The sequence below is a fragment of the uncultured Gelidibacter sp. genome, from assembly GCF_947500795.1.
Classification (GTDB): Bacteria; Bacteroidota; Bacteroidia; order Flavobacteriales; family Flavobacteriaceae; genus Gelidibacter.
This window is the reverse complement of sequence record NZ_CANMTE010000001.1, coordinates 483342-507712: the sequence shown is the minus strand read 5'-3', so window position 1 is coordinate 507712 and position 24371 is coordinate 483342. Positions and strand designations below refer to the sequence as shown.

General features: G+C 37.3%; 19 protein-coding genes. 7 read left to right on the top strand and 12 right to left on the bottom strand.

Features of this window, described 5'->3' with window-relative positions; all coding sequences use genetic code 11:
• Nucleotides 1-8: 8 nt before the first annotated feature.
• Together Q0947_RS02225 and Q0947_RS02220 are read right to left on the bottom strand one after the other, a co-directional pair.
• Entirely contained in the window at nt 9-1058 is a 1050-nt protein-coding gene (locus tag Q0947_RS02225) for a DUF3667 domain-containing protein (RefSeq protein ID WP_299390811.1), read from the bottom strand.
• Nucleotides 1059-1192: 134 nt separating this feature from the next.
• Nucleotides 1193-2107, bottom strand: a complete 915-nt coding sequence (locus Q0947_RS02220) for a sterol desaturase family protein (RefSeq protein ID WP_299390809.1) — start codon at nt 2105-2107, stop codon at nt 1193-1195.
• A 472-nt stretch (nt 2108-2579) separates the two neighbouring features.
• Between Q0947_RS02220 and Q0947_RS02215 the strand changes: the two genes are divergently transcribed.
• Nucleotides 2580-3857: a hypothetical protein gene (locus Q0947_RS02215; RefSeq protein ID WP_299390807.1), complete on the top strand. Its 1278-nt coding sequence runs from the start codon at nt 2580-2582 to the stop codon at nt 3855-3857.
• A 144-nt stretch (nt 3858-4001) separates the two neighbouring features.
• Here the strand turns inward: Q0947_RS02215 and Q0947_RS02210 are convergent, their stop codons facing one another.
• The 4 genes from Q0947_RS02210 to Q0947_RS02195 all read right to left on the bottom strand — a co-directional run bounded on the left by Q0947_RS02210 (nt 4002) and on the right by Q0947_RS02195 (nt 9585).
• Entirely contained in the window at nt 4002-5459 is a 1458-nt protein-coding gene (locus Q0947_RS02210) for an oligosaccharide flippase family protein (protein ID WP_299390805.1), read from the bottom strand.
• A gap of 47 nt (nt 5460-5506) precedes the next feature.
• Nucleotides 5507-6784: a glycosyltransferase family 4 protein gene (locus Q0947_RS02205; RefSeq protein ID WP_299390803.1), complete on the bottom strand. Its 1278-nt coding sequence runs from the start codon at nt 6782-6784 to the stop codon at nt 5507-5509.
• Between the two features lie 68 nt (nt 6785-6852).
• Nucleotides 6853-9285, bottom strand: coding sequence for a YfhO family protein (locus tag Q0947_RS02200; RefSeq protein ID WP_299390801.1), 2433 nt, complete (start codon nt 9283-9285; stop codon nt 6853-6855).
• A 30-nt stretch (nt 9286-9315) separates the two neighbouring features.
• Nucleotides 9316-9585: a DUF4834 family protein gene (locus Q0947_RS02195; protein ID WP_366915484.1), complete on the bottom strand. Its 270-nt coding sequence runs from the start codon at nt 9583-9585 to the stop codon at nt 9316-9318.
• 211 nt (nt 9586-9796) lie between these two features.
• Here Q0947_RS02195 and Q0947_RS02190 point away from each other — a divergent pair, with 211 nt between their 5' ends.
• On the top strand, nt 9797-10771 hold the full coding sequence (locus Q0947_RS02190; protein ID WP_299390798.1) for a transporter: 975 nt from the start codon (nt 9797-9799) through the stop codon (nt 10769-10771).
• Between the two features lie 9 nt (nt 10772-10780).
• Complete coding sequence (locus tag Q0947_RS02185; RefSeq protein WP_299390796.1) at nt 10781-11902, top strand: GTP cyclohydrolase; 1122 nt, start codon at nt 10781-10783, stop codon at nt 11900-11902.
• A gap of 125 nt (nt 11903-12027) precedes the next feature.
• On the opposite strand, the gene Q0947_RS02180 is transcribed toward Q0947_RS02185, so the two are convergent.
• The 3 genes from Q0947_RS02180 to Q0947_RS02170 form a co-directional block, all read right to left on the bottom strand.
• Nucleotides 12028-13287: an aminotransferase class I/II-fold pyridoxal phosphate-dependent enzyme gene (locus Q0947_RS02180; RefSeq protein WP_299390794.1), complete on the bottom strand. Its 1260-nt coding sequence runs from the start codon at nt 13285-13287 to the stop codon at nt 12028-12030.
• Nucleotides 13288-13513: 226 nt separating this feature from the next.
• Entirely contained in the window at nt 13514-14554 is a 1041-nt protein-coding gene (locus Q0947_RS02175; RefSeq protein ID WP_299390791.1) for a cysteine synthase family protein, read from the bottom strand.
• A gap of 166 nt (nt 14555-14720) precedes the next feature.
• Nucleotides 14721-16781, bottom strand: a complete 2061-nt coding sequence (locus Q0947_RS02170; RefSeq protein ID WP_299390789.1) for a S9 family peptidase — start codon at nt 16779-16781, stop codon at nt 14721-14723.
• 202 nt (nt 16782-16983) lie between these two features.
• Here Q0947_RS02170 and Q0947_RS02165 point away from each other — a divergent pair, with 202 nt between their 5' ends.
• A complete protein-coding gene (locus Q0947_RS02165; RefSeq protein ID WP_299390786.1) occupies nt 16984-17307 on the top strand; it encodes a YbaB/EbfC family nucleoid-associated protein in 324 nt (107 codons plus the stop codon).
• Nucleotides 17308-17376: 69 nt separating this feature from the next.
• On the opposite strand, the gene Q0947_RS02160 is transcribed toward Q0947_RS02165, so the two are convergent.
• The 3 genes from Q0947_RS02160 to Q0947_RS02150 form a co-directional block, all read right to left on the bottom strand.
• On the bottom strand, nt 17377-18435 hold the full coding sequence (locus Q0947_RS02160) for a glycosyltransferase (RefSeq protein WP_299390784.1): 1059 nt from the start codon (nt 18433-18435) through the stop codon (nt 17377-17379).
• Nucleotides 18436-18624: 189 nt separating this feature from the next.
• On the bottom strand, nt 18625-19644 hold the full coding sequence (locus tag Q0947_RS02155) for a GntG family PLP-dependent aldolase (RefSeq protein ID WP_299390781.1): 1020 nt from the start codon (nt 19642-19644) through the stop codon (nt 18625-18627).
• A 5-nt stretch (nt 19645-19649) separates the two neighbouring features.
• The gene (locus Q0947_RS02150) at nt 19650-22064 is read right to left on the bottom strand and encodes a zinc-dependent metalloprotease (protein ID WP_299390779.1); all 2415 of its coding nucleotides are present in this window, start codon (nt 22062-22064) and stop codon (nt 19650-19652) included.
• 109 nt (nt 22065-22173) lie between these two features.
• Here Q0947_RS02150 and prfB point away from each other — a divergent pair.
• The 3 genes from prfB (at nt 22174) to Q0947_RS02135 (ending at nt 24318) form a co-directional block, all read left to right on the top strand.
• A protein-coding gene (prfB, locus tag Q0947_RS02145) for a peptide chain release factor 2 (protein WP_299390776.1) occupies nt 22174-23284 on the top strand; the annotation gives its coding sequence in 2 pieces (ribosomal slippage) (nt 22174-22236 and nt 22238-23284; 1110 coding nt in all).
• 29 nt (nt 23285-23313) lie between these two features.
• Nucleotides 23314-23700, top strand: a complete 387-nt coding sequence (locus Q0947_RS02140; RefSeq protein ID WP_299390774.1) for a hypothetical protein — start codon at nt 23314-23316, stop codon at nt 23698-23700.
• Complete coding sequence (locus tag Q0947_RS02135; RefSeq protein ID WP_299390771.1) at nt 23701-24318, top strand: HAD family hydrolase; 618 nt, start codon at nt 23701-23703, stop codon at nt 24316-24318.
• The last annotated feature ends 53 nt before the right edge of the window (nt 24319-24371 follow it).

The window sequence follows — 24371 nt, the reverse complement described above, 5'->3', positions numbered from 1 at the left end:
ACAGTTTATCAATAGAATAAGAACGCCATCAATCCCATTATAACGATGGCCAAAGGTAAAACGAACGATAAAAACACAAAAGTGATCATGGTGGTTTTAACAAAACTCAAAAACCATCCTTGATTATAAAATCGTTTTACGCCTATAATCAAGTAAATAAAAATAGATAGCATCATTAACGTCACAATCCCGCCTGGGAAATCAGCCCATATTAAATTGGCAATGACAATGAGCGTGAGCATCGCAAAAATAAACGCAAAAAAGTAGAAACTGAAGACCAAGTGATGCGCAAACCTCCCCTTTTTATAATAAAAGACTTTTAAAATCAGCGCGAAAATTGGCAGTAAAATAAACATTGCCAAAGGGATACTGTCCGTAAAGGCATTTAGAATGGAGCCTCCACTTTTACTTTTAAAGAACTTAAGCGCTTGTTTATAAGCCCGTTTTGTAATAAAACCATCGTCCGCCGTCATCCCCATTTTTCTGTAAATGACTTCGTCAGAGGTTCCAGCTCTTAGCATGGAATCTATTTCCATTTCATTAAAACTATCGAAAAATCCGCCACTGCTTTTTTTCTTTTTCGGTTGAATTATACTATCCGTTTTAGGCGCTTGTGTTAAGGCAGTTAATGAATCATCACTCATCAACGTGAAGTTTTTATTCGCTTCAACACTCTTATTAATTGAATCTTTATAACGATGACTACGTTCAATATCTTTCTTGATTTCACTATCAATATATTCTACCTGGTTTCGACTGATAAAAGAAAACAAGAAGAAAAACACGATGGAGATAAACAAATACATCTGCGCAGGATGCAAGTATAGCAAGCGTCGGCCTTGCACAAATTGCTCTGCAAGATATCCTGGCTTAATCATTAAGGGAATGAAGCTCTTAAAGAATCGCGCGTCTACTGAAAAATAATTGCTTAATGTATTATTGAATAGAACACCTAAAGTTAATTGATGACCTGATTTTTGTCCGCAGTATGGACAGTAAGGATAATGACTCTTAAACCGTTGTAAACAATTTTTACATTCCGTTAAAGATCTCGACATACGTTTCTATTAGAGCTCTAAATGTAGTGAAAAATGCCTAATCCCATCTTTGACAGGCAGGGATTCCTACAGAAAATTCACAACTGGGTACGAGACACCAAAACTTCAGATTCCGGTTCCTCTTGAAGGTCTTGTTACATGGCCATCTCTTGCCTGATCTGCTTTACAGTTTTTGTACTCCCATCATGACTCCAGCCTGGAGGTCCAAAAACGTACATAAACTTATGATAAAGATTTTTTGACTTCTTCATGTCGTTCCAAATATCGGTATATTCGTGCGTCAAAATCACCCATAAATTATAGGATTCAGGTGGTTTAGTAACGCCATACGTGATATCGATGCTTTCGTCCAGAGGTTTCCACGTTCCAAAAATTCGGTCGAAAACATTTAAAATCCCACCATGATTTTTATCCATATACTCAAGGTTACAGGCGTGATGCACCTGATGCATAGTGTGGGTGTTCAGAAATTTATCGAGAAAGCCCAATTTCGGAACAAATACCGTATGCAATTGAAACTGCCAAAGCGCCTCAATACCTAAACATACTACGAGCATTTCTGGAGGAAAACCAATGGCTACAATCCAGACATAAAATAAAGGTTTATAGAATATGGTAAACCAACCGTTTCTTACGGCAGTACCTAAATTAAAATTATCGGACGAATGATGTACAATGTGTGCAGCCCAAAAGAACCTTACCATATGATTCTGTCGGTGAAACCAATAATAGGAGAAATCATCGCACAACATACATAAAACCCAAATATACCAAGCATATCCAAATGATTCATATCCCATAATATTGGTGCGAACACCATCTACCAAGGGATTGAAAAAGTCATACACTAAATTAAATAGAAGAATGACCGTAACAGTTTTAACAAGTGGCGCTATAACTGCTGAACCTACGCCCATGCCGAGACTAGAGACGAGATCTTTCCATTTGTATAATTCTTTGTGATTATGTGTTTTGCTGTAGGTGAGCTCTAATAAAATCAACCCTAAAAAGAAAGGAACCCCATATACCAGGGGATTTGTAAAATCCATATAAATAATTAAAATAGCCTAAATATATAGACTTTATTGTTAAATCGGAAAAGATAAGCATTTAAAACCGGGTTCACGAAGAGACGTTCGCATAATTGATAAAAACAGGTTAATAAGAATGATTTTATAGTATTTAGGTTTCATTACGGTTTACAGAACGCAATTTCATGAAGTATTAGAGTAAACACTTCTAAAAGCCTTTTTATCAAGTTTGTCTGCCAATGTTTTAAGGGCTATGTGAATGTGGACCATCACTTGACTTTATTATAGATACTTAATAAAATCACAAAATCACACCTGAATTTTGTCTTTTTTAATTCAAATATTAGGCGCTTGACGCTTTAATATCCCTCTTTATAACCAGTCTTCAAACACATAACTGCCTGTAATCCAATATCATAATATTATCTTAAAGTTTTTGGCACATTGTTTGTGTTGCCTATAGCGTATAAATACTTAAAAACAAACATTCATGAAAAAGTTAGCTTTACTTTTTACTGCAATGTTCCTTATTGGGATGTCAGTAAACGCAACAACCACCACAACAGCTAAAGATAATTCATACAGTAAAAAACACCCTAAGGGTAAAAAAGGGTATGGCAATTCCTTTATTTTCACTGAAGGTGGTATTGAATTTTCTGTGTTCCCAGATGGTCAATTTGACTTCTATGCTCCAAATTATGGTCCTAATACTCATGTTACTATAAACACACCAAACGTGTCATTTAGTTTCAATAATGGTTACGACTATAGCCCTTATCTGCAATATGACGACTATGGTGCCATCATACAAATTGAAAATGTTCCAATTTACTATGATTACTACGGACGTATAACACAAGCAGGAAATGTTAATATCCATTATAATCATAACGGCTATGTGAGTCGTGTAGGTGGCTTACAGGTGTTTTATGACCGTCACCATAGATTTACGCACTATTCCGGGTATATCAACGTCTATAACCGTGTGTATGTACACCGTCCATGGCATAATTATTATGTCGTACCTGCGCGTGAATACCGTGTAGTTTACGTAAAACCTTATAGACAACATTACAAACCTATAAGACACCATTATTACAGACCATACGCAAATAACTATAGAACACCTGTAAGATATACGCCGCAACCACGTCAATATTCTAACAGTTCTGGCAGAAGAAATGCAGTTGCTACTAATTCCCGCATCAGTGATCGTTACAGACAAGATGCTGTGTCTCATAGAAGTAATGCGTCATCTTCACGAGGAAGCAATGCGAGAGTAAACAGTTCGGCAACACGTTCTCAAAGTTCACAAAGAAGTGTTGAGAGTTCGAGAGGTAATGCAAGTGCGCCAAGAACTATGAACAGAGAAACATCAGGTAGAACACAAGGCCAACGTAATGTGCAGGCAACAAGAGGCAATGAACGTCCTGCCAATACGAATGTTTCAAGGTCTGGCGAAAGAAGTGCGGATAGCAGAAATGCAGCTCGTGCCCCTAGAAATGAAAACACAAGTAAAGGTGCAGTAGGAAGAGACAGCAGAAGACAGAACACAGCATCTGCTCCTTCTAGACCTGCAAACACGAGAGTAGAACAAAAAAAATCGGTTGAAAGAAAACCAAACGCAGCGCCGTCGCGTACATATAATAAAGCAGAAAGCACTAGTAGAAATACCCGTGCAAGGCAAAACAACAGTAGAGCAAACACCAAAATGGACAGACAAGCGTCTAACACTAGGTCAAGATCTACGCAAGGTAGAGATAATTAACTCTCTATAAAATAATTGGTTGGTTAGTGGGAATGTCCTGCAAGTAGTATGCCTCAAAGCACCTTGCGGGATTTTCCTTTTTTTATACCTACCGAAATGGAGGGATTGATATTAACTGAAATCCAACATATCTGATCTTCACTCCTATTTCAATTTCAAATACTTCCGAATCAGCGCGCTAATATCATCTGACACCTCCATTTTTAAAATCACAACGATATACACTATCGCAATTAAACCCGATTTTAAAGCAATATTTACCAATGGATGAAATGGGAATTCCCAGAAATAGAACAGTCCAATCATTACAATTAACACGAGCACCACTTTTCCTGTGTCCATGGTGAAAGGCATCATATTGAATTTCCGTTTTACGAAATAGATTTTAATGGAGTTGTATACTGAGACGGCCAAGAAGGTCGCAAATGCCGATCCGTTGATGCCATACTTCGGAATAAATATCATGTTGAGAACCACGGTAAGGATGGTCAAGATAACACCAAATAGCAACACTACTCTGTAATAATCACTATTAAACAGTACCACGTTATTACACCCCATTAAACAGTCATATAGCTTGGCTAAACTCACCAAAAACACCACAATTAATCCACCGCTGAACTGAGCTGGAATCGTTTCATAAAGTGAATTGATATTCAATATAATCAGCAAGAAAATAAGTCCACCAATAATAAATAAAGTCTGCGAGCTCCTTACATACAAATCTTCCAAAGCCACTTTATTTTTCTCATTGAGGTATTTTGCCGTTAACGGCTGAAGGATTTGCTGCATGGATCTTGAAGGCACAACAATTACTGTAGCGATGTAAATAGCAACGCCATAATAGGCTACCTTTTCAATAGGAATATACATTCCCAACATAAAACTGTCAATATCTAAAATGACAGTTGCGATAGAGCCAGCAATAATGATTAGAAACGTATATTTTAAAATTGAGCTTAACTTATCAATTCTGTTGAACCTAAAAACAGGTAAACGGATACTAAACGCATAGAACATCATAATCAACATGCGTAAGGCATATACCCCAATTACTCCAGCTATAAAGGTGTCCACCGAGATCCATTCAAAATAGACACAAAAAAGCAGCACCATAATACCTATGCGATGGAAGACTTCTTTTAAAAAATTCCCAAAAACAGTTTGCATTTGGGTTTTTGCCCATGCAAAAAACACCTCAAAATAAGCCATAACTATGGCGGCAAAATATATATACCACACATAATCGCCAATAATTGGGTTCTTTTGCGACAATAAACTAGCGATGTTTTCATAAGCCAGCGCACCAATTAACCCCGTAGGAATGATAAGGGCTAAGGGCAAAAACAGCATCAGTGTTAAGAAACTATTGAGTGAGTTCTTGGTTTTAAATGTGGAATAGAATTTTACAATGGTATTGTGCACACCAAAAGCCATTAAAGGCATCATGATAGTAGCGGTAGATAACATAAAGGAAATCAAGCCATAGTGCACATCAGAAATAAAGAACGCATACAAATACAAAGTATTCAAAGCGCCAATGGCAAACCCTAAATACGTGGTGATGGTATTCTTAAAAGATTGGTTGGTGACTATTCCCATAGAATATTAAAACCCGAAGATAAGAATTTTGAGTTGCAAGACAAGTGTCAGATGAGTTCTGCCAATTTTTGGGTTAAGGCCTTTCTGCTGTATTGCTGCAAACCTATCGGGTGCGTGGCGAGGGTTGAATTTTTATAAGCTTCGTAACAAGATAAAAGATGGGCTTTTAATTCCGGCTCTGAGTGATAACCAAAATATCGACCTGTATTTGTAGACTTTATAATACCTTCAACATCAGAATCTGGCGGACCTACCGCAACTATAGGAGTTTCAGCCACCATATATTCGAACAATTTTCCAGGAATAATGGCTTTGGTATCTTCGGAATCTATTTCAATCAATAATAACAATTGAGATTGTCTTTGATGCACTAAAGCTTCCTTATGAGTGACATAGCCCACAATATCAATATTATTTTCCGGTATGAATTGTCGGATTGTATTAAGCACATCGTCACTTACCACACCGATTAATTTTAGAATAAAGGTATCTTTAAAATGGTCGTGTTCCTGAATGAGTTCACCTAAAACTTTCCACAATGCTTTTGGATTACGTTCAGACAATAAGGATCCAATGTGCGCTACAGAAAACCTTTGGTCTTTTTCTGTCTTAGGGAGTTGTTGGTAATCATAACCATTGGTAATTACGGTGACAGGCCGGTTTGATTTTGCTGCAAATTCCGTTTTGGTATTCCCACTAGTAACAATTATATGATCAGCGGTAGTGAGCACCTGCTTTTCCATATGCTCATGTTTTTTAGCGGCACTTGCACTGAGTTTTAATTTTTTATGATAACCAATTGTGGTCCACGGATCTCTAAAATCGGCAATCCATTTTATCCCTAACCGCGCTTTAAGTTGTAAGCCAATTAAATGTAAACTATGCGGCGGACCGGTCGTGATTACTGTTTCAATTTGATGTTCTTTAATGTAGTAAGATAAATAGCTCACGGAAGGTTTTACCCATTCTTTTCTGGCATCTGGAATAAAATAATTACCACGCACATAGAGCATTAATTTCTGAATAGCCGTTTGTTTCTTCTCTTTGGGAATGACACCAGAACTAATGGTTTTCGAAGCTTGTTTTGAAAAGATCTCTGCTAATCTATAGGGCTCGGTTATGGGTTGTTTTAGAATAGTGACCTCTTTTGGGATGTCATCCAACAAGGTTTGATCCAATAAAGGATAACTAGGGTTTTCCGGAATATATACTATTGGATGTATGCCGAAATCAGGAAGATATTTTACGAATTTCAACCAACGCTGCACTCCAGGCCCACCTGCTGGGGGCCAATAATACGTAATGATAAGTGCTTTTTTTGGCATAATCTTTATTCCAACGAAGGCGGGAATCTTTTGATATAATTATCGTTTATAAATTCTAAAGGGCCTATTTATGAGATGGTGTCACCTTTCTCACGAATCTGCTTTCGCATATATACAATCCCAACCAAAATTAACAGTCCAACCAATGCACTACTCGCTAAGGCAATTGTACTTCCAGTTTTAACAACCTGCGGTTCAAATTTAAATTCGATGGTGTGCTGTCCTTTCGGAATTGGCATTCCGCGTAACACGTAGTTGACTCGGTAATGTGGTTGCAACTTTCCATCTACATATGCGTTCCAACCATCGCCATAATAGATCTCAGAAAACACTGCAAATCCATCGTTACTATTGTTAGAGCTATACTTTAAGTAATTCGGTTTATATTCTGATAATGATAGTGTTGCAGTTGAATCTATCTTGAATTTAGCAGCAGCCAAATCTTGCGTAGTTACAGCCTTAATTTTAGTATCTAAATTTTCTAAAGCAGTCATTTCTGCATTAGCAGAATTCACTTTTTCTATCTCAGAAATAAACCAAGCATTGCCATTGGCGTCCTCATTTTCATAAGGAAAAATTCCGCCTTGTTCATCATCAGCAATAATGTATTTCGTATTGAGCATATTCAATACATTGATATTATTTTTAGCGATATAGAAATTAAATAACTCATTATAGCGACCTAATTTTGCGGCATGATAACCACTAAGCGAATTGTGGAAATAAGATGCTCGAGCCCCACTTGAAGCCACATCAAACACCCTAAAATGGCCATCATCCTTTAGGATTTCCAAATCTGCAGCATTGGCCTGATAAGGTTTGCTCACCTGAAGTGCCGATACAAAATTCTCATTGTTAACATAACGCCTATCAACATTGACCAAATCAAAAAGTATGAGTACTGCAAATACAACAACTAATGCATTTTGAGATAACTTCTTTTGTAAATACAACCAAATACCACCAGCAGAAAGCAATACCAACATTAAGGTCCGCAATGTATCTGTAGTATACATTGACTTTCTATCCGCTTTTAAGGCGTCTACAAAGCTCTGTCCATATTCGCCATAAGCCTGTCTAAAATACCCATCATTAACGCCTACAAAGTCGAAGGAGCCCTTAAACAGTAAGAATAAAATAGCAAGTCCTCCAGAAATTCCAGCAGCAATCTTTAACGCCTTCAACTTGCCTTCATTCTTTTCAAAATCATTGAACAGATGCACTAATCCAAATATTGCCAACACAGGAATACAAAGCTCCAAAATGACCTGAATAGAACTTACAGCCCTGAACTTATCGTACATCGGCACATAATCAATAAAGAAGTCTGTTAAAAAGCCGAGGTTCTTCCCATAAGACAATAATAAAGACACAATGGTACCACCAACGAGCCACCATTTTAAACGGCCTTTTACAACAATAAGTGCAAATACAAAAAGGAATAATACCACGGCGCCAACATAGGCAGGTGCTTCTACAATTGGTTGGTCTCCCCAATACGTTGGTGTGTGTTTCACTTCGCGCATAGCCTCTACCGGACTTGCACCAATTCCCGTATAAAACTTATACATTTCAGAATCCTTACCAACATCTTCTCCGTTACCACCACCCAAAAGTCTTGGAATAAAAAGATTGAAAGTTTCTAAAAAGCCATAACTATACTCTGTAATGTACTCTTTGTCCAACCCAGAGGTTATTTCTTTAGGAGTGCCATCCGGATTGATGGTCAATTCGCTTTTGCCACGGGTACTTTCTTTTACATACTCCTGAGTTGCCAAAATATTTGTGGCGTTCATGCCAATGGCAAGAACAACCGCTATAAACATAATGCCCACCGATTTAAAGAAGTGAGGCAATAGGTTCTTTTTATAGGCATCAAATAAATAGACCGCTCCCATTATCAGTACCAACAACAATAAATAATAGGTCATTTGATAATGATTAGCACCAAGTTCAAGCGCCATCGCAACAGTAGTCAATAAAAACCCGAAAATATATTTTTTTTGAAAGACCAGTAATATCCCACTTAATACCAAAGGCATATAGGCAATAGCATGTGCTTTACTGTTGTGTCCAACGCCAAGAATGATAATAAGATAAGTAGAAAACCCAAAGGCCAATGCGCCCAGTGCAGCCAATTTATAATTGACTTTTAGCGTTAGTAATAGAATATAAAAGCCGATGAAGTATAAAAACAAGTAATCTGCCGGCCTTGGTAGAAAACGTAAAACCGAATCTAATTTTTTTATGTAATTGTGCGGATATTTGGCTCCTAATTGATATGTAGGCATGCCTCCAAATGCACTGTTGGTCCAATAGGTTTCTTCGCCAGTGGCAGCTCTAAAATCGGTTTGCTGCTTAGACATTCCAATATACTGCATGATGTCACTCTGGAATATTTGCTTCCCACTCAAAACCGGGCTAAAATAAGCCAGTGACAGTGCGATAAAACCAATAATTATTAAGAAATGTGGTAGGAATCTTTTTAGTGACGAAGCCATGAAGTATTGCGATTGTTTGATTGCGGAAAATTAATCAATTTCTTCGTAATCCACGTACTCCCCTACTTTTTTATCAGAAGTTCGGCGTTGCTCAGGTATTTTGTCAATAACGGTCTCACCTTCTTTAGGACGATTTCTGTCCTGCTGCTGTTGCTGAAACTGACCACCAAAACGCTCTTCTACTTTCTTGGACATATAGCGCACAAAATACGGAGCGAAAAGTCTCATAAGAATCTTAACGCCATACCAAACCAATAAAATAATCAAAATGGTTCTTAAAAAACCCGTGAAGGACGCCATTTGCATAGTCAAATAATTTTTCTCCAAAAGTACGATTCTTCGCCTTTATAATCCGTTTTAAATACTTAAAAAAAATATAAAATACCGCTGTTTGGTGGAGTTTGCTCACTTGTGACAAAAATTTATATGTTAAAACAATCCTCCTTTCCATCGATTAAAAGCAATTCAAAATCAAAAAAAATATGTAGTTTTGAGCCTAATCGATTCGAAAATGAAATCCATCAAAATATCCTTAATATTTTTAATTTTCACGTTCACCAATTTCGCAGTAGCTCAATATACTGAAGTCATCAATTCCAACAGGCCCGGCGTTTCACAAAGCGCCTTTTCAGTTGGCACTAATGTCCTTCAATTTGAGGCTGGCCCTTATCTTCTTAAGGAAGAGCATTCGCTTTTAAATTATGAGGTTTCAGGGTTTGGAGCCGATTTTGCAGCACGTTACGGATTGCTTTTTGAAGAATTGGAATTGAACATCCAGGGCACCTATCAAAACGATACCCAAACTTATAATTCCTCAGGCACCCCAACCGAATATGATCGTGGTAATTTCAAAAATTTGACAATTGGTGCGAAATACATGATTTATGATCCGTACCGAAAAGCAGGAGAAGAAAAACCAAATTTATACAGTTGGAAAGCCAACCGACAGTTTAAATGGAAATCATTAATACCAGCAGTGGCTATTTACGCTGGTGCCAATTTTGATACAAAAGACAATCCTTATACAGCTCCAGGAATTGAAGGATTCAGCCCGAAAGTTGCCTTAATTTCGCAAAATAATTTTGTGGGTGGATGGGTTTTTGTTATCAATTTAATTGCCGATAGAATTGGAACAGACCAATCAGATTATCAATATATCTTCACCTTAACGCATTCATTCAACCCAAAATGGGCAGTTTTCGGGGAGGCGCAAGGTATTATCAGCGACTTTTATGCCGATGAATTATTCCGTTTTGGAGGTGCTTACCTTTGGAATAAGAATTTTCAGTTGGATACCGCTTTAACGTTTAATACAAAAGACACGCCATCTGTTCTTGGAGTGAATTTCGGAATGTCCTACCGCTTTGATTTTCATAAGGACAAGGAAATTGACAACGGCATCCCTGCTAGAGATGAACTAAGAATGCAAGAACGCGATATCCAAAGAAAAAAAGAAACTGACTTTAACAGTAACGGCAATTTTTAAGACCACTTTATGATTACAATTAAACAAGTAAGTTCCCCAAAGGAATTAAAGGCTTTTGTTAAATTCCCTTTTGAACTTTATAAAGACTCATCACAGTGGGTGCCTCCTATCATTAAACAGGAACTGGAAACTTTTAACAAGAAGAAAAACCCAATCTTTAATGATGCTGAAGCGACGTTCTTTTTAGCGTATAAAAACAATAACATTGTTGGAAGAGTTGCAGCTATTATCAATTGGTTGGAAGTGAAAAATCAGAACCAAAGAAAAATGCGTTTCGGTTGGTTCGATGTGATTGATGATATTGAAGTGACCAAAGCTCTTTTAGAGAAAGTCCATGAGATTGGTAAGGCAAATAACTTAGAATATGTTGAAGGCCCTGTAGGATTTTCAAATTTAGACAAAGTTGGTGTCATGACCGAAGGCTATGAACATATGGGCAATATGATTACCTGGTACAACTATCCTTATTATGTAGACCATTTTAAAGAATTAGGGTATAAGGATGAAAAATTATATTCTGAAAGCCGCTTCCCATTTTCAAATGTGAAAATTGAGCAGTTTCATAAGGCCCAAGAACTGATTAAAAGACGTTATGAACTAAAGGCTTTAGGATTTACTAAAACAGAGGAAGTTATGCCTTATGTTGACAAGATGTTTGATCTTTTCAATAAATCTTACGCCTCTTTATCTTCATTTGTTGCCATTACGGATATTCAAAAAGAGTATTTCAAGAAAAAGTTTATCAGTTTTGTCAATCCTGAGTATATCAAATTTGTTGTTGATAAAAATGATGAATTAGTAGCATTTGCTATTGTCATGCCTTCGTTTGCAAAAGCGTTACAAAAAACTAAAGGAAAGTTATTTCCATTCGGTTTCACCCATATCCTTCATGCTAAGAAGCACAGTAAGGAAGTTGTATTCTATTTGATAGGGATTCAGCCGGAATACCAAAACAAAGGGGTTACAGCTGTTATTTTCAATGAATACTACAAGGTGTTTACTGAAAAAGGAATTGAAAACTGTATCAGAACTCCAGAATTGGAAGACAATTTAGCGATCCATCAAATTTGGAAGCATTTCAACCCTGAAGTTTTTAAAAGAAGAAAGACGGTTAGAAAGCCCATTGAATAATCAAATGCGAATTATAAATCGGATGGTTTCCAAAAAAAGCACCATTCATTTAATCGCTTTATAAAACAAAAAAAATCCCAATATGATATTGGGATTTTTTATTTTATGTTATTGGATCTTATGAATTACTCACCCATCGCAGCTGCTACAGAAGCGGATAATCTTTTATAAGTACCATTTTCTAAACGCGTTCTGATAGATTCAAACGCATCTAAAGTTTCATTAATATCAACTAAAGTATGTGTTGCTGTTGGAATCATTCTCAGTAAGATCAATCCTTTAGGAATCACTGGATACACAACAATAGAACAGAAAATTCCGTGATTTTCACGTAAATCCTTCACTAAAGCCATTGCTTCAGGAATACTTCCTTTTAAATATACTGGCGTCACACAACTTTGTGTTGTACCAATATCGAAACCACGAGATTTAAGTCCAGATTGTAAAGCGTTTGTGTTTTCCCAAAGCTTAGCTTTCAATTCCGGCATGGTTTTCAACATTTCCAAACGTTTACGCGCTCCAACTACCAATTGCATTTGTAGTGATTTCGCGAACATTTGTGAACGTAAGTTGTATTTTAAGTAATCGATGATTTCTTGGTCTGCTGCAATAAATGCACCAGTACTAGCCAACGATTTTGCAAAGGTTGCAAAATACACATCAATACCATCTTGAACACCTTGCTCCTCACCTGCACCAGCACCTGTTTTACCAAGCGTACCAAAACCGTGAGCATCATCCACTAAAAAGCGGAAGTTATATTTTTCTTTAAGTGCAACAATTTCTCTTAAACGACCTTGTTCACCACGCATTCCAAACACACCTTCAGAAATTACAAGAATTCCTCCACCTGTTTGTTCTGCCATTTTAGTAGCACGGTCTAAGTTTTTCTCTAAACTTTCAACATCATTGTGCTTATAAGTAAAACGTTTCCCCATATGTAAACGCACACCGTCAATAATACATGCGTGAGCATCTACGTCATAAACAATAATATCATCTTTAGATACCAACGCATCAATTGTAGACACCATTCCTTGGTAACCAAAATTTAAAAGATATGCTGCTTCCTTATTAACAAATTCTGCCAATTCCTTCTGTAAGACTTCGTGAAGATCTGTATGACCAGACATCATTCGCGCGCCCATTGGGTACGCTGAACCATAATCTGCACCAGCTTGAGCATCCGTTTTCCTGACTTCAGGATGGTTTGCCAATCCTAAGTAATCATTGATACTCCAAGTAATAACATCTTTACCACGGAATTTCATACGGTTAGAGATCTGACCTTCCAATTTTGGAAATACAAAATAGCCTTCAGCTTGTGAAGCCCATTTACCTAGAGGGCCTTTATCTCTGTAAATTTTATCAAATAAGTCTTTCATGTAATATTAGTATTATTCGGACATAAGCAGCCAAGTTTTTCAACCTTTATATGGGTTAAAGCACTTTGACGTCATCATCTTCAATTAGTCTAATTAGTTCGCGCAAAATTAACTAAATTACTTTTCATAGCATAATTTAGTTATAAACCGCTGTTTATAACATTTCAATCCATAAAAAACCCTATAACAAATGGGATTGTTACAGGATTAAGTTATAGATATTCAATTACTTAACGTATTGTATAGATTCCAATGCAGCCGCTTTCTTACTATCAAAAAAGCCTTGCTCTTCCATCCATTTATCACTATAAACCTTGCTCATGTAACGCGATCCATGGTCTGGAAAAATCACAACTACCTTGTCTCCGGCTTTAAATTCGCCTTCTTCCTGAAGTTGTTTAATAGCTTGCATTGCTGCGCCGCTCGTATACCCTACAAATAAACCTTCAGTACGGGAGATTTCACGTGCTGTATGTGCACTTTCCTCATCTGTTACTTTCACAAACTCGTCAATCATATCAAAATCTGTAGCTGTAGGAATCAAATTTTTCCCCAAACCTTCAATTCTATATGGATAAATCTCATTGTGATCAAACTCACGCGTTTCATGATATTTTTTCAGAACCGAGCCATAAGCATCAACACCTATCACTTTTATTTTTGGGTTTTGCTCTTTCAAGTATTTAGCGGTTCCGGAGATTGTTCCTCCTGTACCACTACAAGCGATTAAATGCGTGATTTGGCCTTCTGTTTGTTCCCAAATTTCAGGACCTGTACTACTATAATGAGCATCAATATTTAACTGATTAAAATACTGATTGATATAAATTGATCCTTTAGTTTCTTGGTGTAAACGTTTTGCAACTTCATAATACGATCTCGGATCATCAGCGCTAACGTGAGCAGGACACACATAAACTTGTGCTCCCATTGATTTTAGCATGTCAATTTTATCCGGAGAAGATTTAGAACTTACTGCAAGAATACATTTATAACCTTTAACGATACTCACCATAGCAATACTAAAACCTGTATTACCTGAAGTAGTTTCAATAATGGTATCTCCTGGAGTTAAAATGCCTTGCCTTTCAGCTTCCTCTATAATATGTAGTGCAATACGATCTTTTGAAGAATGACCTGGATTAAATGCTTCTACTTTAGCGTAAAATTCGCCTTCATAGTTAGCCGTCATTTTGCTTAATTTGATAAGGGGTGTATTACCAATAAGTTGTAATACGTTATCAAATACCTGGATGTTTTTTTTCATACGTGTTTCTTATTCGTTTCAATAGTACGTACTGTATCGCGATTGTTATCCTTAATAGTATTTCTAAAAACTATGAAATACCATCGCGATTTCATAAATGCTATTCACCGATTACAATTTAGAAAATTGTAACCTAAAACGTTGCAAAAGTACGATTTTTTTTCAATTAGGCATGAATGTTCTCCAAGTCTAATAAAAACGCGTATTCTTCAGCATCTTCTTTTAAAGCTTCAAAACGTCCAGAAGCACCTCCATGACCAGCTTTCATGTTGGTTTTTAAAAGCAATTTGTTGTTGTCCGTTTTATAGGTTCTTAATTTAGCCACCCATTTTGCAGGCTCCCAATATTGCACCTGAGAATCATGCAACCCCGTTGTAATTAAAATATGCGGATAATCCTGCTTCTTCACATTGTCATAAGGCGAATAGGATTTCATATATTCATAATATTCCGGATCATTTGGATTGCCCCATTCGTCATACTCCCCTGTTGTTAACGGAATCGAATCATCCAACATAGTCGTCAACACATCCACAAAAGGAACAGCCGCAATAACGCCATTATAAAGCTCAGGCGCCTCATTGATTACTGCACCTATCAACAGTCCACCAGCACTTCCCCCTAACGCATATAAGTGTTTTGGAGAGGTATAGTTTTCAGCGATTAAAAATTTGGAGCATTCAATAAAATCCGTAAATGTGTTTTTCTTTTGAAGTAATTTTCCATTTTCATACCACATACGACCCAAATATTCACCACCTCTGACGTGCGCAATAGCATAAATGAAACCTCTATCCAATAAACTCAAACGGATACTTGAAAAATAAGGATCTATAGTATGACCATAAGATCCGTAAGCGTATAACAACACCGGATTGGAGCCGTCTTTTTTGATTCCTTTTTTATAAACCATGGAAATTGGCACTTTAACACCATCGTGGGACGTTGCCCAAACTCTTTCCGAGGTATAGTTATCCTTATCAAAATTAGGATCTAAAACTTGTTGTTCCTTCAGAATAGTTTTCTCCTTTGTGACCATATTAAAGTCAATACTTGAAGAAGGTGTTGTCATGGAATTGTAGCCATACCTTAAGATGTCGGTATCAAACTCAACATTGGTGGATGTATAGGCTGTATACGTTTCATTATCAAATGGCAGATAATAATCGGCGGTGCCATCCCATCGTTTGATACGGATATGATTCAGTCCATTGGAACGTTCACTTATAACCAAGAAATCCTTGAAAATATCAATATCTTCAAGTAAGACCTCTTCTCTATGCGGAATAACTTCTATCCAATTGTTGAATTTAGTTTCATTTTCTGGCGTTTTCATCAACTTAAAATTGATGGCACCATCTGCATTTGTAACAACGTAAAATTGATCGCCATAATGCGAAATACTATATTCCAATCCTCTTACACGCTCTTGAAAAACAGTAAATTCTTCATCTGGAATATCAGCGTTTAGAATATGATACTCATTTGTGAGTGTACTGTAGCACGCTATAATTAGATACTTTTTTGATTTCGATTTATAAACTGCCACGCCAAACGTATCATCATCCTCATGAAAAATAAGGGTGTCAGTAGCAGAAGCACTTCCTAATTTATGTTTATAAATTTTATCTGAACGCAATGTTTTTTCGTCCTTTACGGTGTAGAACAAGGTTTTGTTATCATTAGCCCATGTTGCTGAACCTGTCGTGTTTTGAATGGCATCAGAGAACACCTCATCAGTGACTAAACTTTTAATATGTAACGTATAATTACGTCTTCCAACCGTATCAATACCATAGGCAATCATTGAGTTATCAGGACTCACGCTCAACCCAACTAATTTAAAATAATCGTGACCTTCAGCCATTTTGTTACAATCAAAAAGCAGCTCGTCAGGATTATCCATCGTGTCTTTTTTTCTGATATAAATAGGGTAATCTTTCCCTACTTCATATTTAACAATATACCAATACCCATTGTATTTGTACGGCACAGACTCGTCATCTTCCTTTATTCGGGCTTTCATTTCCTTAAAAAGCGAATGTTCAAAATCTTTATATTTTGAAGTCATCGCTTCATAATATTCGTTTTCCGCATTCAGGTAATCGATAACCTCTTCGTTTTCGCGTTCATTTAGCCAAAAATACTCGTCGTGGCGTTCGTCGTCATGAATACTCAATGTTTTAAGTACTTTGTTTGCTTTTGGAGGCTGAATATGATGTGTCATTAGATATGTTTTTTACAGATTGCAAAAGTACTCATTTATAAGAAGTGATAATAAAAGACCGCCCTATAGAATTGATAAAAAAGTTAACACAACATATTACCTCATCTATTTTCGAGGGTTTTGTGAGATTTATAACATATCAGACTTAGAAGGAATCTAATCTTTTATTAATTTTGTCCTACTAATTTTAAAATTGAAGAATATGTTTGGAGATATGATGGGCATGATGAATAAACTCAAAGAGACCCAAAAAAAAGTTGAGGAAACAAAAGCACGTTTAAACCATGTGTTGGTTGATGAACAAAGTACGGACGGGAAGTTGAAAGTGTCTTTAACTGCTAACAGAACAATAAAATCGATTGCTATTGATGATGAATTGCTTGAAGATAAAGAAATGCTTGAAGACTATTTAATCATGACCTTAAATAAAGCAATTGAGAAAGCAACGCAGGTGAACGAAGCTGAATTGGCTGCAGTAGCCAAGGATGGGATGCCAAACATTCCTGGTTTGGATATGTTTAAATAAACATGCGATAAATAGTATATAAATAGCGGTCGTCATTTAATTTAAGTGACGACCGCTTTCTTTTTAAAATTATACGGGTTTCAAAAACTTATACCTCAGCTTAAAAATAGGATTTAGAAGTTTAAAGATGAAATAAAACCTGCCTTTGCTATTCAAAAGGATACTTAACATTTGATAAGGCACCCCATTATAATCCTTTCCCAAAAAGGAAGTTAAAGGATACGCTTTGATTTGGACCATGTCATTCATCCGTTGTTTAACTTCATCAAAACTCATGGTCGATTCAATCATCCGTAACATTGAAAAAAACACAAAAGACTGTTGCCTGGCTTTTATGCGCGTTATAGCTTCTGGATGGGCATTGGTGTTCTCCAATTTTTCAATAATTGGCACATGTACAACCGCTGCATTATGAAGATCTCTTATCACTTTAAGGAAATGTTTAGGTTCCCTACTCGACATTGCTGTTCCTGGCGCATACCGATGTCTGTGGGCATTCAGTTTAAGATGTGCCATTTTTTTTGCTTCCAACATAAGCTGCAAGGTAAAAATAGCATCCTCCATCCAACCTGTTTCTATAAACCGAATTTTGGAATTCACTAGAAATTCCCGGTTTATAATAAACCACCAAATTTCACCCCTATACTTAACGTTCGCTAAATACTCTTCACCGTTTACAATGGGAGATAGTTTGTCGGGACCAAAGGACGGTTTAAAGGGTTTATTCTTTAATACTATTTCCTTATTTGAATCTGAAGTCGTAAAAGCAGTCGACACGAACGTCAAGATGTCCAGATCATGCTGCTCACAGGTACTCACAATTGTTTTTAGACACTTTGAAATGAGATAATCGTCAGAGTCAATAAAATATATGTACTTACCTACCGCTTGGCCCATTCCGCAGTTTCTAGCACTACCAACGCCTCCATTCTCTTTGTCTATAACTATAATGTTGGAGTGTTTACCCGCATAGCTATGCGCAATTGCAGAACTACTATCCGTAGAGCCATCATTGACCAAGATAATTTCATACTCATCAGGACCTAAATCTTGATCTAGCATGCTATCTAAACATTGAGCAATGTATTTTTCAACATTGTACACCGGAATGATGATACTTAATTTCATTAACTGCGATAAGCTTATTTATACACTAAGATATTCAAAACTTAATAAACCAACGCATCCATATTAGTTTTTTCAGGAATTATCTTTTTGATTACAAAGGATTTAAAGACCACCATTCACCATTACACATTATACCTATAAAATCTACAATGATTCTTATTTTACTTGGATTTAAAATCCTGAAAAAAACTAAATGCTTTTCAAGAGTGAAAGAAATTTATCGTGCATTTCATCTGTATAATCTAAATGGGTTACGATTCGTAGTTTACCGCCGCCCATATTGCTCAAACGAACATGTTTAGCCGCAAGGTTATTTATAAAGCTGGTATCATTCTTCTTATCGGTCAACTCAAAAATTATTATGTTGGTTTCTACAGGTTCTACATTTTTAATGATGTCCAACCCAGATAAGACTTTTTCAATGTCTTTCGCTTTTTGATGATCCTCCTTAAGTCTGTCCATATGGTTATCTAACGCATACAATCCAGCTGCTGCCAAATAACCAGCTTGCCGCATTCCGCCACCAAGAATCTTCCGAATTCGCAATGCATTCTGCATAATGGCTTCATCACCAATCAATACTGAACCGATAGGACAGCCCAATCCTTTACTTAAACACACAGACATCGTATCAAACAACTGTCCGTAATCTCGCGCAGTTTCCGGTTTTGCAACCAATGCATTCCAAATACGAGCGCCATCCAAATGGTATCCTAAATTATGATCATCACAGACCTGTCTTATTTTTTTTAACTCTTGAAAATCCCAACATGAACCTCCGCCTCTATTGGCCGTGTTTTCCACTTCCACCATCGCCGTAAGCGGACTGTGATAAAAATCCGGTGGATTAATGGCCTCAACGACTTGTTCAGCTGTAAACATCCCACGGTTTCCTTCTAACAATTTGCAGGAAATACCACTGTTAAATGAGGCACCACCGCCTTCATAATGATAAATATGGGCATTAGAATCACAAATAACCTGATCTCCAGGATTGGTGTGCAGTTTTAAAGCTGTTTGATTAGCCATGGTTCCGGTTGGAAAAAACAAAGCTTTTGGCTTCCCAAACATATCGGCTAATCGCTCTTCTAATGCATTTACCGTAGGATCTTCTTTATATACATCATCACCAACCTCAGCACTCATCATGGCATCCAACATACCCGGTGTGGGTTTGGTAACGGTATCACTTCTTAAATCTATAATCATTGCTTTTATTTTGTAGTATAATTACACGCATCGGTGCCTATTGGTGCTCCATCAGGAATTCTCGGAGCGGCTTCAATTTTAAATTTATCAGGGTACTCACGCAACTGAGCTATGAGTCGCCCATATTGTGCCGCATAAGATTTTGCGCCATAGTTCTTGTCATATATGCGTTTGGATATATGGTCTATGGCATCATTAGCAATCGCCTGCACCTGAAATGTAGACGCATCAGCCACAGATAGATTCATAATATATTTAAGGACGTTCACGTTAATTGAATGTTGCACCTCAGATAAATAATCATCTTTATGGGATTTGGCAAATGTACTTTCCACAAGTTGATGAAGCACATCTTGGAGACCCAATTGTTTTTTATCCAGACTTTTTTGCTGTACGAGTCTATTTGCGCGCTGCGGATTCAACAACAGTTCCAACACCATATCACTAGCTGTTACAGGGGCGCTTAAGGCATCAAAAGAAACGCCGGTTTTACCTGAAAACGATTCGCGCGACTTACCATAACCGAACGCCCTCGGAGGAAACAAGGCTAATTTATCTCTTGGTATTGCTAATGTTTCCGCAGCTATAGATTTTAGTAAAGCGCTTAAAGCATCGTTTTGAAGTGCTACATCTATAGTTTTTGAAATTAATTGTCCGTCGCCTTTAACGGCATAATTATAGTCCAATCCACCTATTAATTTTGAAGTAGCTTCAGCTTGATATCTGTGGAAAAAATACAAGGGAACAAAAACATCTTCTAATACTGAATACGGTTCGTAAGTTCTTATGTTGTCTTTAGAAAAGTTTGAAATGGCTTGAGCGCGAACTTCCAATACACGCTGCAATTCTTCAGAAGCACTGTTGCCATTATCCCATAAATGCGCATAAGCGTGTGCTCCTCCTGAAGCGCGCGCATCGTAATCTGATATAAAACGTAATCCTTTGTCTTGGGCTTGTTTCAAAATATCACGTAAGGCTTCCTGCTCACTCATCTTTTCATCAAACTCAGAATAACTGTAAGCCACCGTGACTTTATCCCAAACCCCAATGCCGTCGGTATAGGCGTTTTCTAAACTAATTTCTCCGTCTTTCAAAGTAATTTTAGGGTGTGGATAATCCATAACGGAAGCATCCGCCGTACTACTTGCCGCAAAATTATGAGCGAATCCAAGCGTATGGCCAATTTCATGTGCACTTAGTTGTCGGATTCTAGACAAAGCCATTTTTAACATGGGTTCGTTATTAGTATCAGAATTGGCAAAAGGTTGGTTCAACAAAGCCTGAGCGATCATAAAATCCTGCCGAATGCGCAAACTCCCCAAGCTTACATGACCTTTTATGATTTCTCCTGTCCGAGGATCGACAACTGAGGCGCCGTAACTCCATCCTCTTGTAGAACGGTGGACCCATTGAATCACATTATATCGACAGTCCATAGGATCAGCATCATCTGGCAACATTTTTACCTGGAACGCATCTTTATAACCAATGGCTTCATAAGCTTCATTCCACCAGCGCGCACCTTCCAACAATGCCGAACGCACAGGTTCAGGTGTTCCAGGATCCAAATAGTAAATAATTGGTTCAACAGCCTCACTCATTGCTAATTCTGGGTGTTTTTTTTGTAACCGATGTCTGATGGCAAACCGTTTTACAATTGGCGCTTCAATAGGCGTGGCATAATCCATATAGGATATTGATATGGCACCACTTCGCGGATCAAAAGCACGAGGCTTATAATTATTGTCTGGAAGCTCTACAAACGAATGGTGCTGAATCACACTAATCAATGATGCTGTAGGTGCAACGCTTCTTATGTTTCTACCTTTTGCTTCACCATCAAAAGTTAATAAGGCTTCAAACTCAACATTCTTTGGGAATGCTTTGGTACGTTCTAAGGATAGTGCACTTTTTGAAAGATCTAATTTATAAGTGCCTTCGTTTTGAAATTTTAATCGTTCCGCCACCCCATGCGTATCCTGTAATAAAAAGGGCGTGAGGTCTATCACATACTTTCCTGCAATCGTATCTTCAATTTTAAACCCATATAGTACAGAGGTTGCAAATGCCTGCTCTATACTTTTTTTCTCTAGAGAATTATCTGTAATTGCTCTAAAATTCTGATTGGGTTGCACCAACAATATTTTATTGCCGGCCTTAATGAATTTAACAAGTCGATCAGAACCCAACTGTCCTCTATCAAGCCCGATATCATTAGAGCCAATGCCGCTGGCTAAACTATTCACGTAAAGAAACTCCTTATCCAACTCGGCTACCTCAAGATAAATTTTATCTTGTTTCGCTTCGTAATAGAAGTTAAAAAAACCCTTATAATTTTCGAGCTTTTTATTTTTTAATACTTGTGAGTATGAACTGGTTGCAAATAAAACTAAAATGAGAAGTAGACTGTAATTTTTCATAATTGTTAATTAGCTTATAAAACTACACAAATAAACTGAAAAAATTATCTGATAAATTCTATAACTGTCCTCCGTTTTAATGATATATTTGTGAAAAATTCACACTATTATGACTACATCTGATCAAATTAAGGGTCTTGTAGAACGCCTTGGAGCGTTGAGGAGGTATCTTTGACATAGATGCCAAAACTATTGAGATAACAAACGAAGAAGAACAAACTTTTGATCCTAATTTCTGGAACGATTCTAAAGCTGCAGAGCTGGTGATGCGCTCCATTAGAGAGAAAAAAAGTTGGGTTCAAGATTATAATACTGCCAAAACTCTAATTGAGGATTTGGAGGTGTTTTATGAATTCTACAAAGCCGAAGAACTTTCAGCACAAGAATTAGAAGACCATTTCAACAAAACTTTAGCACACGTTGAGAAGCTAGAGTTTAAAAACATGCTTTCTGAGGAAGGTGATAGTTTAAGTGCAGTCCTCCAAATTACTGCCGGCGCTGGCGGTACGGAATCCTGTGATTGGGCAAGTATGCTCATGCGCATGTACCTGATGTATGCTGAAAATAGCGGATTTAAGGTTAAGGAACTGAACTTTCAGGAAGGCGATGTTGCAGGTATCAAAACAGTAACCTTTGAGATTGAAGGCGCTTTTGCCTTTGGTTGGTTAAAGGGTGAAAACGGTGTCCATAGATTGGTCCGAATTTCTCCGTTTGATAGTAATGCCAAACGCCATACCAGTTTCGCTTCTGTATATGTCTACCCTCTTGTTGACGATACCATTGAAATAGAGATAAACCCTGCTGATATTGAAATTACTACCGCACGCTCCAGTGGCGCTGGTGGACAGAACGTCAACAAGGTAGAAACTAAGGTGCAGTTGACCCATAAACCGACGGGAATTCAAATTTCCTGTTCTGAAACGCGCTCTCAACACGATAACAGGGCTAGAGCTATGCAAATGCTTAGATCGCAATTGTACGAGATTGAACTGCAAAAACAGTTGGCACAGCGTGAAGATATTGAGGCTGGAAAAATGAAGATCGAATGGGGAAGCCAGATTCGCAACTATGTCATGCATCCTTATAAATTAGTGAAGGATGTGAGAACTGGGCATGAAACTGGAAACGTGGACAATGTAATGGATGGCGAGATTGACGAGTTCCTGAAAGCTTATTTGATGATGATGGGACAAAAGGATGACAATCCGAATGAATTATAGCGTATCTTGATTAAGTTTCAATCAAGATTATGGTTCTTTTTGCCAAATTCATCCTTATTTTATTCGGGCTATTTTTAATTGGCGTGGGCTTCCTCATGTTATTAAAACCCGAAATTGCCAGAGGCCTATTGAATAAAGCGGCAAGCACTACCATTATCAATTATACTGAAATCGGTTTAAGAATGGTTCCCGCAATAGCGCTCATTATTTATGCTGCACATTCCAAATATCCAATGGCATTATCCATTATAGGATGGTTTATGGCACTAACCTCGGTTGTGTTATTTTTAATACCGAGGCAATGGCATTATAACTATTCTCAAAAATGGACACGGATGCTAAAACCTCTATATTTTCAAATAATTTCACCATTTTCAATACTCTTAGGAGCATTATTAATTTACAGCATTATCTAAATGAAAACAATTGACACGATTATTTTTGACCTCGGTGGCGTTCTTATTGACTGGAATCCTGAGTATGTATATTTAGACGTTTTTAATGGCGATCGCGAAAAAATGCAATGGTTTTTCGATAATGTATGTACGCATGAGTGGAACGAGAATCAAGATGCAGGCTATCCGTTAGCCAAAGCAACTGAAGAACGTGTGGCGCTTTTTCCTGAACATGAAGAATTAATCAGGATGTTTTACGGGCGTTGGGAAGAGATGTTAGGAGAAGCAATTGAGGGAACTGTGGCCATTTTAAAAAAGTTAATTGACCATGAAGATTATAAAGTGGTAGCACTAACAAATTGGAGCCACGAAACCTTTCCTATTGCACTTGAGCGATTTGATTTTTTACATTGGTTTGAGGGTATTGTAGTATCTGGCGAAGAAAAAACAAGAAAACCATTTAAGGACATCTACGAGTTGACATTGAATCGTTTTAATATCGAGGCACAACGCGCTATTTTTATTGATGACAATCTGCGGAATATCATTGCTGCCAAAGACATGGGCATTAATACCATTCTTTTTAATACTCCTGAAAAATTAGAAGAAGAATTAAAAGCGTTCAACATCCAACTTTAATCCTAGAGACATGATGAATTGCTTGATGCTGGCAAATTTCTTAACTTTGCCGG